Genomic DNA, 12,729 nt, shown 5'->3' with positions numbered 1-12,729 from the left:
GGCGCGGCGTGCACGTTGCCGCCTTTGGGCCGTCCTCCTGTGCCCGAAGGCCGGCTGGTTCGACGGGTGTCTGTGCCACCGTTGCACCTGTCGATGGCCGGCGGCGCGAAGGGGGATGGCATGCGACTGTCACGCGAGGTCACCGGGTGGGCGTTCCTCGCCGAAGTGGAGGGTGTCCGTCATGCCGGCCTGGCCGTCGGCCTGGCCGGCATCAGCCCGTTCTCCACTGGTGGCGGGGCAGGAGGCAGCCTGTTCGCCCGCGCGTACGCGCGGGGCCTCCCGGTGCTCCCCTCACTGGACGCATTGCCGTTCAGCGGCCCCCTCTCCCCCCGGTGGTGTGTCACGCAGGACGAGGAAGGCGTGCTGTCCGTCCTGGACCCCGACGGCGCGCTCTTCGTGCACGACCTGGACGTGGGACCGCCGGCGGGGTGGTGGGAGGCGGCGGATGCTTCCGGCTCGGTCATGCTGGTCGTGTCCCACGTGCTGCCCGCCACAGACGATCCACTCGGCGCACTCGCCTTCGAAACGCGGCGAGGGAAGGTGTGTGCCGGTGTTGTGCGCTTCGGTGAGCCTGACCGCCAGGCGGACGGCGAGCCGACGGTCACCTTCGTCATCGACCCGGTCGGCGTGCTCATGGAGCTGGCACTGTACGTGTGCGACCGGATCATGTCGCTGGACGAGGCGAAGCGACGGGCGCGCGAAGTGGAGGAGACGCGGCAGGCCCTGGCGGAGCACGGCGCGATGTCCGCCGAGGCGATGGTGGATCTGCTGTTCCGGGACGAGTTCCTCGATCACCGCGGCCTGGTGGAGTTCATGTACGTCTACTGGCGACTGGTCGCCGAGGTCGCCGACGCCTGTGCGAGGGAGGCCGCCTGGCGGGCCGCGTCGTTCCAGGCCGTCGAGGCGGGCGTCCAGCTGGTGGCGGACCGGTGCGACCGCGCGGTGTTCGAGGAGTCCGATGCCTTGGCGGTTCGGCTGATCGACGGGCGAAGCGATACCGCCGACCTGGAAGCCGCGCTGCTGGCTGCCGCTCGGTTGCGGATGGCCACCAGGGGACAGGAGTACTGGACACCGGCGCAGCGATCTGCGGCTCTGCTGCATGCGGCCGCACACGCCCGCGACCGGCGGCAGCCGGCGTGGGGGCTCACCCTCCTGCGCCAGGCGGGCGACAACCGGAGCGAAGAGGTCCGGCTGCTCACGGCCGATCTGTACTACCAGTCGGCGGAGCAGGGCGAGCAGGTCGCCGGCCCTGTCCCGTTCCCGTGGGGCTACTACACGTACGCGGCGCTCTCCTACGCCTCGCTCGGCTTCGAGGAACTGGCCCAAGCCTGCCTGGTGCCGCTCGTGCAGCAGCTGGGCAACCTCCGCGGCGACGCACTCAGGAACGCGCTGTACGCGATCATCGTGGATGCGCCGAACTTCGACACCGCCGGCATGCCCGGACTGGGCGCGATACTGCGCGACCTCGTGCACTCTGCGGTCTGGCAGCTCACCGTGGAAAGCGAGACGCTGCCGATGGGGCTGATACTCGGCCTGCACCAAGCGGGCAAGGGTTCGGAACTGGGCGCGTGGTGGCGCATCGAAGGCCCGCTGGTCCTGCCCGCGCACATCCAGCACTTCCTCGGCAAGGTGCGTGACCGGGAGGAGCCCACTGCCGCAGGCGGTGCCTTGCCGAACCTGCTGAACGCCGTGGACGCCGACCATCGTCCTGGCGGCCACGACGACACGCAGATCGCCCGGAATCTGCGGTGGCGCATCTCGGCGTTCATCGACGACGAGCTGCGTCGGCGTTCGACGCCGCTCATCGACGCCCAGCACCTCTGGGCCAAGGTGCATGATCTTCTCGACGATCGAACGGTGCTGTTGACGTGGTTCCTGCCCACGGCGGTGAACGGCGCGACCGTGCTGCTCGCGGTCACCCGGCAGGGCCGAGAGCTCGTGGTGCACCTCGGCGAGGGCCCGGACGGGAACGGCGACCGGCACCCGGATGCGGACCGCGTCGAGGCGATCCGGACGGAGATCGCACGCGACCCGCTGTTCGGCGACGTGACACCGGAGGGCAGTCGGCTGCTGGAGTCGGCCGGCCTGCCGATCGGCGGCAGCGAGCTGTGGGACAAGTGGCGCGCCCAGGGCAAGGACCGCATCCTGGCCTGGCCGCACGGCGCTCTGCACTACCTGCCCCTACCGCTGTGCCGCAGGGGCGGCCGTCTGATCGCCGACGACTGGACGGTCACCACGATCGCCGGCCTCGAAGCCCTGGCACCCGCCGACGTACCCGCGCGCAAGGGCCGCACCGTGGTACTGGCCTCCGCTGCCGGGGGTGTTCCCTTCGGTCTGCATGCCGAACCGGCGCTGGAGGAGCATGCGCGGAAGGTCGCCGAGGCGGTAGGCACCGAAGCCCTCACCGGTCGTGCGGCCACTCGCGACCGGCTGCGCGCGGAGATGTCCGTGGCGGACGTCGTCCACATCGCCGTACACGGGACGCTGGACGAGGACGCGCCGTGGATGCACTGCCTCTACCTCGCGCCGGACGGCGACGACGACGGCCGCGTATTCGCCTACGACTTCCTGGATGTCGACCTGCGGGGGCTCCGTCTTGTCACGCTCGCCGCCTGCGAGTCGGCGCTCGGCCGCTTCGACCGCGGTGACAACGTCCGTGGCATCCCTTCGGCACTGATCACCGCCGGAGCTCAGGCCGTCGTCGGGTGCCTGTGGCCCGTGCGCCCGGAACCGGCCACGTACTTCTACCACCACCTGCATCAAGAAGTCGCGCGCGGCACCGATCCGGAGCAGGCCTTCCGCAGTGCCCAACTCGCCACCCGTGTCGCGCATCCCCCGTACCGTGATTGGGGAGCGTTCGTCTTTGTCCATGGCAGGAACAAGGGAGCAACCCCATGACCGAGATTCGGCTGCACGAGGTCGAACTCGTGCCGGAGCGTACGCTCGGCAGCCCAGCTGATGACGCACCGCTGCGTGGCAGGCTCACTTTCGGCTGGGACCTCCTGCCCGCCGACCATGCGGGCGTGCCGGCCGGCTGGCTGTCCTATGTGAGTGCCGCCCCCGACCGGGAGTTCCGGCAACTGCTCATGGTGTGCTCGTTTCGTCCCGAGACACCGGAGAGCAGAGGGGTGTTCCGCCATGCCTCTCTGGGTGTCGCACTGTCCACACCCGAGCGCGAGGCGCAGCCGATCGCGCGCCTGATCGACCCGGGTGAGCGTACACAGCCGGTTCCCGGCCTCGGGACCGGCGTGAGCTTCACGGTCACGACGGGAGTGCTGGACGTAGGGGTGGAGAAGCCGCCGGGATCCGGGCCGGCGAGGGAGGAGTGGATCGTCCGGGGCCACGGAGCCTCCCAGTCGAACCCGCAGTGGGAGTTCCGACCAGTCAAAGGATGTCCGCTGGTCGGGGACCACCCGGTGGCCGCGCTGGTGGAGCTCGTGCCCGACTGTACGAACACGGCCGAGGTACTGGTCGCGGCGGAGCTGGAGCACCGCAGCTGGGGCGTCCGCCGCTACCGGGCGCAGCTCACGCCGGCCCCGCACACGATCGTGCTGGCGGAATGACCCGATCCTGAAAGGCCGGCCCCGGGAACGGCACAGGCAGGTGACCCACGAGGGGAACGGTACAGGCAGGTGACCCGCGATCGGCCGGCCATCGGCACTGCGGTTCACGTGTGCCGTAGGGGGATGTACCTCGTGCGAGGACGCGGCCGTTGGGGTGCATGTGCCGAGCGGGAGGAGACGGGGCAGTCGGATCTCGGCCACTGTGCGTCTGCCTGGCACCGGTGGACCTGAGGGCGACGCCCGTGCCATCGTCCCAGCCCGCGCGGGCTTTCCCCGTCGTGGCGAACGACGGTCGTATGCGCCCTTGCATTCCTTGCAACCCCGATTGGCCTGGAGATTAAGCGCCTCCTGTGGCGCATGGCTGAAAGTTCTTGCAGTGGTTTGCGCAAGAACTTGCCGTGCGGTGAGGATGCCGAGCATGATGAACCGCCTCAAGCGCATAGCGCAGCACCCCGCCGCCCTCGCCGCCGCGGCCGCGGCCGGTCTCCTTACCGTCCTGGCGGCCGCTCCCTCCGCCGCGGCGGCCTCCGGGTCCGCGGCTCCGGAGTGCGTGGAGTACTACGAGAGCTGGCGCTACACCGACGTCCGCAACGGCTGCGGCGACACCGTCGCCGTCACCGTCGAGTACACGAACGGCCAGTGGGCCCCGTGCCGCGTCATCCAGCCCGGCGAGTGGGCGACCTTCGCCGGTTACGGCACCGACGGCAACCACGTCACGGGCCTGCGCACCTGCGACCCCGCAGAGGCGAGCGGGGCCTGACCCTCACGTCCCCGACGGAGGGGTGGCGACCGGGCGTGCCGCACGCCGCCGGGCCGCGTCCGGCTCGCCGACTGCCGGGCCGGTCACCGCGTGCGCGCCGCCGCCCGGTCGGCGGCGGTCCCCAGGGCGGCGCCCCGGAGCGGCCGGTCGCCGCCCGGGGCGAGGTGGATCTCGGCCCACACCGTCTTGCCGCCGGGCGGAGCCGAGGTGCTTCCCCAGTGGTCTGCGAACGTGTCCACCAGGAGCAGTCCGCGCCCTCCCTCGCCGCCGCCGTCGGCCTCCCGCCCGGGAGCGGGCGCCCGCTCGCCGCGCGCGTCGGTCACCTCGATGCGGAGCGTCCCGGCCGACGGGTCGAGCCGCAGCCGCAGCCGGAAGTCCCGGCCCCGTACGCGTCCGTGGAGCACGGCGTTGGCCGCGAGTTCGGCGACGATCCGCTCGGCGCGCTCCGACACGTCCGGCGGGCACCGCCAGTCGTGCAGTTCGAGGACCGTCACCAGCCTCGCCTGCCGAGCCCCGAGGTGGGTGGCGGGGAGCAGGCGGCTGACCGCGTACGCGGCAGGTGAAGGGGGTGCAGTGCGCTGGTTCATGGGGCCACGGTGGCGGCAGTTCCGCCACGCTCGCCATGCCACAGGTCCGTACGCTCTGTCAGCGTACGGACACTCTGAGTGGACAGTACGGCGGTCTCCGCACAACGCTGGACCCGTCGGCCGCGCGCGTGCGGCCGACGGCGGGTCAACACCCGTGTGAGCACGCGGAGGTGCACATGGCAGGGGTCGAGGGGGACGTCGGCGGACGTCCTGGTCAGGCGGGGGGCGCGGAGGACGCCGGCGGCCCGGGGGGCGCGGAGGGCGCGGGAGGTGCGGGAGCGGCCGGCGGCCCGGGAGGCGCGGGGGACGCGGGCGGCCTGTGGCAGGCGCGGGACGCCGGCGGCCTCGGCGGCGCGGGAGATGCGGACGCGGGGGAGGGGGCGACGCGGGAACCCGACCCGTCCGACAGCCTGCGCACGTTCGGCGCGGTCGTCCAGGCCCTGCGCGAGCACGCGGGCCTCAGCCGGGCGCAGTTCGGTGAACTCGTCCGGTTCTCCAAGCACACGGTCGAGTCCGTGGAGCGGGGCCGCCGTATGCCTGACGGAGTCTTCGTGGAGCGGGCGGAGCAGGCGCTGGGCAACACGGGCGCGCTCCGGAGGTCGGTGAAGCACCTGACACGCGGGGAGGCCGGGCTGGCGACGTGGTTCCGCCAGTGGGCGCGGCTGGAGAGGACGGCGGACAGCCTCTGCACGTACGAGTGCAGGCTCGTGCCGGGGCTGCTGCAGTCCGAGGGGTACGCGCGGGCCGTCTTCGAGGGGACCGTGCCCGTGGCGCCGGACGACCGGCTGGAGGAGTACATGGCGCGGCGCATGGAGCGGCAGCGGATGCTGTTCGAGCGCCCCACCACGCCCTTCAGCTTCATCGTCGAGGAGCACGTGTTCCGGCGCCGGTTCGGGGACGCGGGGCAGATGCGCGCACTGTTCGACCACGTCCTGGAGCTCACCGCCCCGCGGAACGTGACGCTCCAACTCGTGCCCTGCGAGGCCGGGATGCACGCGTGCCTCGATGGTCCTGTGCAACTGCTGGAGACGCCGAAGGGGCAGCGGCTCGGGTACTCGGAGGGGCAGCAGAACGGCCGCCTGATTTCCGACCCGAAAGAGGTGAGCCTGCTCTACCAGCGCTATGGCACACTTCGCTCGCAGGCCCTCAACGCCCAGGACTCGCGGGGCCTGCTGGAGCGACTGCGAGGAGAACTATGAGCACCGCCACGGAACTTGCCTGGTTCAAGTCGAGCTACAGCGGCAGCCAGGGTGACAGCTGTGTGGAGGTCGCCGTAACCGAACAGGCCGTCCACGTGCGGGACTCCAAAGACGTCGAGCTGCCCCACTTCGCCGTCGGGCGCGGGGGATGGGCGCGGTTCACGGCGTTCGTGGCGCACGTCTGAGGAGGCCGCACAGCAGGAGCGGTGGCGGCAGAGGCGGCTTCCGGCGAGTCGACTGCACGGCAACTGCCAAGTGGGGCGGCCGTGTTCAGGCGATGTTTCCTCGGCCGCCGGCAGACGGCCCAGCCCCGATCGGCTCCGGTTGATCGGGGCGCCTTCGGTATCCGGCTGTGACGCGTGAGGCGCCGGGCCGGGCCACCTGCCGTCGGAGCGTGAGGGCAGGGACGGGCGTCAGCGGATGCACCCCGGCCCGTGCTTGGCCGGCCGTGGCCCGAGCAGGTCCGGCGCGGACGGTGAGGGCAGGCCGCGCGCGGAGCCAGAAGAGCGACAGCCAAGCCGCCCCAAAGCGCCAGCGTGGAACGGGCGATCAACCACCTCAAGCACCCCAGAGCCCTGGTCACCCGCTACGACAAGCGCGGCTACGTCTCCCTCGGCGCCGCGACAGCCGCCGCCCTCGCCGTCCGCCCGAGCGTGAGCCGCCGGAGCAGTCCTCGGGGGCGCTGCCTCCGGTGCAGGCTCCCTCCCTCTGCCCGCCAGGCGCTCCGGGCGCGCCGTACGACGCGTCAGCTTGGCCGTGGCACCGGGAGTCCCAGCCACGTCCAGCGGAAAACCGGACGACAGCCCGCGCCAGGGCGTCTACCGTCCGAAGACATGGCACCTTCACTTGAACGTCCCCCCTTTCAGGCGGACGAGCGCACCGCGCTCATCGGCTGGCTGAACCTCCAACGGCAGATCCTGAGATGGAAGTGCGCCGGCCTCACCGAGGCGGACGCGCACCGCTCCGTCATCCCGACCTCCCCGGCGATGACGATGGCCGGGCTGATCAGCCATATGCGGTGGGTCGAGCACACCTGGCTGGAGGTGCTGTTCCTCGGCGGCGACAAGGCGCAGAACCCTTCCTTCGACGAGACGGACGAGGACGCCGACTGGCGCACCGACGGTGTCCCGCTGGAGGAACTGCTCGCCCAGTACGAGGCCCAGTGCGCCCGCAGCAACGAGATCGTCGCCGCGGCCTCCCTGGACGACGTCGGCCGCCACCCCGAATACCGCTCGGCCGGAGCCAATCTGCGCTGGATGCTCATCCACCTCATCGAGGAGACCGGCCGCCACGCGGGACACGCGGACATCGTGCGGGAGCTGCTCGACGGGGCCAAGGGGTACTACTAGGACGTGTCCGGTGCGTGATGCGGCACGTGGCCGACCTTTCGACGTGAAGCCCCACTTCGACCCGGTGCCGCTGCTCGGCGAGGCGCGCGCAGCGTTCCTGGGCCGGTGGTCGGAGCGGAAGTGGCTCAACGTGCCAGGACCGTTCTACGGAGCCGAGACCGACAACTGCGGCACGGGCCGCATCCACGCCCCCGGGCTGGTCCTCTACGAAGCCGACCACTTCACCGAGTACGTGTACCGGCAGCCCCGGACACCGGAGGAACTGCGGCAGCTGGTCGACGCAGCAGAAGTCGAAGTGTTCTCCGGATACGGCTGTGACGGCGACACCCACTGGACGCCGGAAGCGGTCCGGGAGTGGTGGCGCGACCGAGGGCGGATCAGGGAGTACCTGGCAGACCGGCGAGCCGACTGGGAGGCCGACGACGCGAAGGCCGGGCAAGGCGTGGCCGCAGCGGCACTGGAGTACGCCGCGTACCTCGACGGTGACCTGGCTGCGCACCTCCGCGTCTATCTTTTCTGGCTTGAGGAGCGACGCTCTCCCTCGGCGGTGGACCGGTTGCCGCAGCTCTGACGGCTGCGGCAGCATCGGGCACGGAGCCGCAGAAGGATCGCCCCGCGTGCCCCTGGGGCATGCCGGCGCACGCGGCCTGCGTCGACTCCCCGCTCGCCGCCGCGCCCTTCGCTGTCGTCGTCGGTCGTGTCGGCCGCCGCCCAGGCCCCGCCCGTCAGCCGACCCCGCGGCCCGTAATCCGCCCCCGCCTCCTCAGCCGCCCCCGGCCGTCCCCGCCCCGCTTCGGCGGTCGCCTCGACGGATCCGTGCGCGAAGTCTTTACGGCACTGCAACGCTGCACTACCTTGCCGCAAGATTCAGCAACAACTTGCAGTCCCCGGCGGCCCGTTGCCGGCACCGGTGCCCGTGGCGGGGCCCGGACGCCTCACCACTGCTCCGGAGCTGCGGGGTGCCGGCAGGGCGCGGGGACCGCCGTGCTGTCACCCCGGGCGGCCTGCCCGCCCGACCCGCCCCCGCCGCGGTCGCCGACCGCGGGCCCTCACGTCAGGAGCCGCCATCGTGAGCAGCCTCCCGCACCGACCCCCGCCCCGCAGACGCCCAGGACCCCGGTGGCCCGCCGGTCTCGGCCTCCTCACCGCCCTGCTCGGCCTGCTGGCCGCGCTGCTGCCCGCCGTCACCGCCCACGCGGCGACGAGCGCGGTCGTGTACTACCGGCCCGACACCGCCTGGACCTCGGTGAACATCCACTACGCCCCCGCGGGCGGCACGTGGACCACGGCACCCGGCGAGCCCATGACCGCTGCGTGCACCGGCTGGTACGTCAAGGACGTCGACCTGGGCGCCGCCACCTCGCTGACCGCGGCCTTCACCAACGGAGCCGGCACCTGGGACAACAACGACGGCGCCGACTACCGGCTCGGCGGCGGCGCCTCCGCCGTCGCCGGCGGCACGGTCACCACCACCGACCCCTGCGCGGACACGGAGCCCACCTCTGCCACCGTCTACTACCACACGCCGACGCGCGACTGGCCGGCCTACTTCCTGCACTGGGCGCCGACCGGCGGCCCCTGGACCACCGCGCCCGGCACCCGGATGGCGGCGGCCTGCACCGACTGGGTCACGCTGACCGTCGACCTCGGCACCGCCACCACCTGGCGGGCCGCCTTCAACAACGGCAACGGCGTCTGGGACAACCACAACGGCGCCGACTACACCCTCGGCACCGGCACGATCGCCGTCAAGGACGGCATGGTCGCCCACAGCGACCCCTGCGGGTCGACCGAGCCGCCCGAAGGCAACGCGGCGACCGTCTGGTACTCCACCGGCACCGTCGGCTGGGCCACCGTCAACCTGCACTGGGCGCCCTCCGGCGGCTCCTGGACGACCGTACCGGGCACGGGCATGGAACCGGCCTGCACCGGCTGGGTGAAGAAGACCGTCGACCTGGGCACCGCCACCACCTGGCGGGCCGCCTTCAACAACGGCAACGGCGTCTGGGACAACCACAACGGCGCCGACTACACACTCGGCACCGGCGGCCACACCGTCAAGGACACCGCCGTCACCGCAGACGCCGCCGACCCCTGCGCGGCCGCCGAGCCGGACACCACCGCCCCCTCCGTACCCGGCGGTCTCAGCGCCTCGGTCACCGGCACCTCCGCGGTGCTGTCGTGGGACGCGTCCACCGACGACACCGGCGTCACCGGCTACCAGGTCACCCGCACCGGCGGCAGCCACGGCACGTCGCTGGCCGGCACCTCCTCCACCGTCCTGTCCGCCAGCGGCCTGGAGGAGCGGACCTCCTACTGCTGGACCGTGCAGGCCCGGGACGCGGCAGGCAACACGTCCGCCGCGAGCGCGCCGGAGTGCGCCACCACCGGGGACGCACCGCCCCCGGCCGAACCAGGCACCCCGCTGGGCGGCGACCCTCGCAAGGACCCGATCTACTTCGTCCTCACGGCCCGCTTCAACGACGGCGACCCCGCCAACAACCGCGGCGGCAGCCGGCACCAGAAGTCCGGCAACGCCGCCCACGACGACCCCATGTTCCGCGGCGACTTCAAGGGCCTGATCCAGAAGCTCGACTACGTCAAGGCCCTCGGCTTCTCGGCCGTGTGGATCACCCCCGTCGTCCTCAACCGCTCCGACTACGACTACCACGGCTACCACGGCTGGGACTTCTACGAAGTCGACCCGCGCCTGGAGTCCGCCGGGGCCTCCTACCAGGACCTGATCAACGCCGCCCACGCCAAGGGCATGAAGATCTACCAGGACGTGGTCTACAACCACTCCTCGCGCTGGGGCGCCAAGGGCCTCTTCACCCCCACCGTGTACGGGGTGCGCGACACCCAGTGGAGCTGGTACTACGACCAGCCGAACGGCGACTTCGCATACGACGGCCTGACCGTCGACCCCGTGTCCGGCAAGTCCCACTACAACGGCGACCTGTGGTCGACGGCCGAACCCACCGGCAACACCTGCCTGAACTGGGGCAAGCCGAACGGCAGGTACAGCGCCGAGGGATACACCCTCTACAATTGCCAGTGGCCCGACCCCACCGGCAAGATGTTCCCCGCCGCCCTCTACCACCAGTGCTGGCTGGGCAACTGGGAGGGCGAGGACGCGCGTTCCTGCTGGATCCACGAGGACCTCGCCGACTTCGACACCGAAAGCGCCGCCGTCCAGCAGTACCTGATCGGTGCCTACAACAAGTACATCGACATGGGCGTGGACGGCTTCCGCGTCGACACGGCCGTGCACATCCCGCGCACCACCTGGAACCGCCGCTTCCTGCCCGCCATCCAGGAGCGCGTCACCCAGCGGTCCGGCGCGCAGAAGGCACGGGACTTCTTCGTCTTCGGCGAGGTCGCCGCCTTCGTCAACGACAAGTGGAACCGCGGCTCCGCGAACCACTCCGCGCAGTTCTACACATGGAAGGAGCGCCGCGAGTACGCCGCGGACGACACCGCGGCGGCGCTGGAGATGTACGCCCACGAGCAGGCCCTGGGCCCCGCCGGCCAGCCCACCTCCGCCAACGCCTTCCTCGACGGCAACACCTACCGCACCCCGGACCGCAGCCGGTTCAGCGGCATGCACATCATCGACATGCGCATGCACATGAACTTCGGCGACGCGTCCAACGCGTTCCACAACGGCAAGGACTCCGACGACTCCGTCAACGACGCCACCTACAACGTCGTCTACGTCGACAGCCACGACTACGGGCCCAACAAGTCCAAGGAGCGCTACGCCGGCGGCACCGACGCCTGGGCCGAGAACATGTCCCTGATGTGGACCTTCCGCGGCATCCCCACCCTCTACTACGGCTCCGAAACCGAGTTCCAGGCAGGCAAGCAGATCGACTGCGGCCCCACGTGCCCCCTGGCCGGCACGGGCCGCGCCTACTACGGAGACAGGATCGCCGGGGAGGTCACCGCCCGCGACTTCTCGGAGGTCTCCAGCGCCGACGGTCCCGTGGCCACCACGCTCCAGCAACCCCTGGTGGCGCATGTGCAGCGCCTCAACCAGATCCGCCGGGCCGTGCCCGCCCTCCAGATGGGCCAGTACTCCACCGAGGGCGTCAGCGGCGACATGGCCTTCAAACGGCGCTACACCGACGCCGCCGCGGGCGTCGACAGCTACGCCCTGGTCTCCGTCGGCAGCGGCGCCACCTTCACCGGCGTCCTCAACGGCACCTACAAGGAAGCCGTCACCGGCAGGGCCGTCACCGTCACCGACGGCACCCTCACCGCCCCGGCCTCCGGCAAGGGAAACCTCCGGGTCTACGTCCTCGACCTGGGCGGCGCCAACGCCGCACCCGGCAAGGTCGGCACGGACGGGCCGTACCTGAAGTGACCCGCCCTGCGCGCACCCGCCGCCCCGGCACGGACGGCGCGCGCCCCCGCCTGCCGCCCCCGGCCCCGGCGCCCCCGTACGGACGACGCCCGGCCGGGGGCGTCCGCGCACCCGGCCGGGCCGAGTCCGGTCCGCCGGTCGGGCGCCGAGTTCGGCCCATCGGCTGCGCGAGTCCGGCCCGCCGACCGCGTCACCACGCCTGGTCCGTCATCGCCGCCGACGCCTCCGCGGCCTGTGCCTCTGTGGTCAGCTCCTCCGCCCGCTCCTTCGCCCGCCGAGGTCTGCGCCTCCGCGCCTCCGCGCCTCCGCGCCTCCGCGCCTCCGCGCTTCCGCGGGGCTGCGACGCGCCCTCAGCGGGGACGCGGTTCGGCTCGGCGGCGGCCGACCGACTCGACCAGGGGCAGCAGCCGGTACGGGACCCGCTCGCGCAGAGCGACCTCGGTGCGGGTCCTGACGACCGCCGGCAACTGGATGAGCTGCTGGATCACGTCCTCCAGGTGCTCGTTGTCCCGGGCCACCACCCGGGTCAGGAGGTCGCCGCCGCCCGTGATGGACCACGCCTCCACGATCTCCGGCACGGCGGCCAGCGCGTCACCGACCTCGTCCAGGTGCCCTTGGGTGACCTCGACGTGCACGAACGCCAGCACCGGATGGCCCAGGGCGGCGGGGGAGAGGAAGGGGCCCGTCCCGGTGATCACCCCGTCCCGCTCCAGCCGGTCCAGCCGCGCCTGGAGGGTGCCGCGGGCGATGCCCAGGAGGCGGGCGTACTCCCGCACGCTGGTACGGGGCTGCTCGATGAGCAGCCGCAGGATCCGGGTGTCCAGCTCGTCCACCGGCAACGGATGTCCTCTCCTCCGCAGCGGCCGGCCCGGCGCGCCCGTGCCGGAAGTCGGCATTCCGATGCG

General features: G+C 71.9%; 10 protein-coding genes. 8 read left to right on the top strand and 2 right to left on the bottom strand.

The features are described from left to right. Window positions 1-120 precede the first annotated feature (120 nt). From L6E17_RS00950 to L6E17_RS00940, 3 genes are all read left to right on the top strand, one after another. A complete protein-coding gene (locus L6E17_RS00950) occupies window positions 121-2,898 on the top strand; it encodes a CHAT domain-containing protein (protein WP_236238888.1) in 2,778 nt (925 codons plus the stop codon). After that, complete coding sequence (locus tag L6E17_RS00945; RefSeq protein WP_236238887.1) at window positions 2,895-3,563, top strand: hypothetical protein; 669 nt, start codon at window positions 2,895-2,897, stop codon at window positions 3,561-3,563. Before L6E17_RS00950 ends, L6E17_RS00945 begins: the two co-directional genes overlap by 4 nt. A gap of 418 nt (window positions 3,564-3,981) precedes the next feature. Then, window positions 3,982-4,323, top strand: a complete 342-nt coding sequence (locus tag L6E17_RS00940) for an alpha-amylase (protein WP_236238886.1) — start codon at window positions 3,982-3,984, stop codon at window positions 4,321-4,323. A gap of 83 nt (window positions 4,324-4,406) precedes the next feature. Here the strand turns inward: L6E17_RS00940 and L6E17_RS00935 are convergent, their stop codons facing one another. After that, window positions 4,407-4,910, bottom strand: a complete 504-nt coding sequence (locus tag L6E17_RS00935) for an ATP-binding protein (RefSeq protein ID WP_236238885.1) — start codon at window positions 4,908-4,910, stop codon at window positions 4,407-4,409. A gap of 176 nt (window positions 4,911-5,086) precedes the next feature. Here L6E17_RS00935 and L6E17_RS00930 point away from each other — a divergent pair, with 176 nt between their 5' ends. The 5 genes from L6E17_RS00930 to L6E17_RS00905 all read left to right on the top strand — a co-directional run bounded on the left by L6E17_RS00930 (window position 5,087) and on the right by L6E17_RS00905 (window position 11,824). Beyond that, window positions 5,087-6,109 (top strand): helix-turn-helix transcriptional regulator, encoded by a 1,023-nt coding sequence (locus L6E17_RS00930; RefSeq protein ID WP_236238884.1) that lies wholly within the window; start codon window positions 5,087-5,089, stop codon window positions 6,107-6,109. Further along, window positions 6,106-6,294 (top strand): DUF397 domain-containing protein, encoded by a 189-nt coding sequence (locus tag L6E17_RS00925; RefSeq protein WP_236238883.1) that lies wholly within the window; start codon window positions 6,106-6,108, stop codon window positions 6,292-6,294. The genes L6E17_RS00930 and L6E17_RS00925 overlap by 4 nt, the downstream gene beginning before the upstream one ends. Before the next feature lie 648 nt (window positions 6,295-6,942). Next, complete coding sequence (locus L6E17_RS00915; RefSeq protein ID WP_236239590.1) at window positions 6,943-7,458, top strand: DinB family protein; 516 nt, start codon at window positions 6,943-6,945, stop codon at window positions 7,456-7,458. A 43-nt stretch (window positions 7,459-7,501) separates the two neighbouring features. Further along, window positions 7,502-8,029, top strand: a complete 528-nt coding sequence (locus tag L6E17_RS00910; RefSeq protein ID WP_236238882.1) for a ferredoxin — start codon at window positions 7,502-7,504, stop codon at window positions 8,027-8,029. A gap of 498 nt (window positions 8,030-8,527) precedes the next feature. Further along, window positions 8,528-11,824, top strand: coding sequence for a carbohydrate binding domain-containing protein (locus L6E17_RS00905; RefSeq protein WP_236238881.1), 3,297 nt, complete (start codon window positions 8,528-8,530; stop codon window positions 11,822-11,824). A gap of 350 nt (window positions 11,825-12,174) precedes the next feature. Here L6E17_RS00905 and L6E17_RS00900 read toward each other — a convergent pair whose 3' ends face one another. Further along, complete coding sequence (locus L6E17_RS00900) at window positions 12,175-12,663, bottom strand: Lrp/AsnC family transcriptional regulator (protein WP_236238880.1); 489 nt, start codon at window positions 12,661-12,663, stop codon at window positions 12,175-12,177. Window positions 12,664-12,729 lie beyond the last annotated feature (66 nt).

The sequence above is a fragment of the Streptomyces sp. CC228A genome (assembly GCF_021390935.1).
GTDB lineage: Bacteria > Actinomycetota > Actinomycetes > Streptomycetales > Streptomycetaceae > Streptomyces.
Note: the sequence above shows the minus strand (reverse complement) of the source record. Positions and strands in the feature narration are given on the sequence as shown.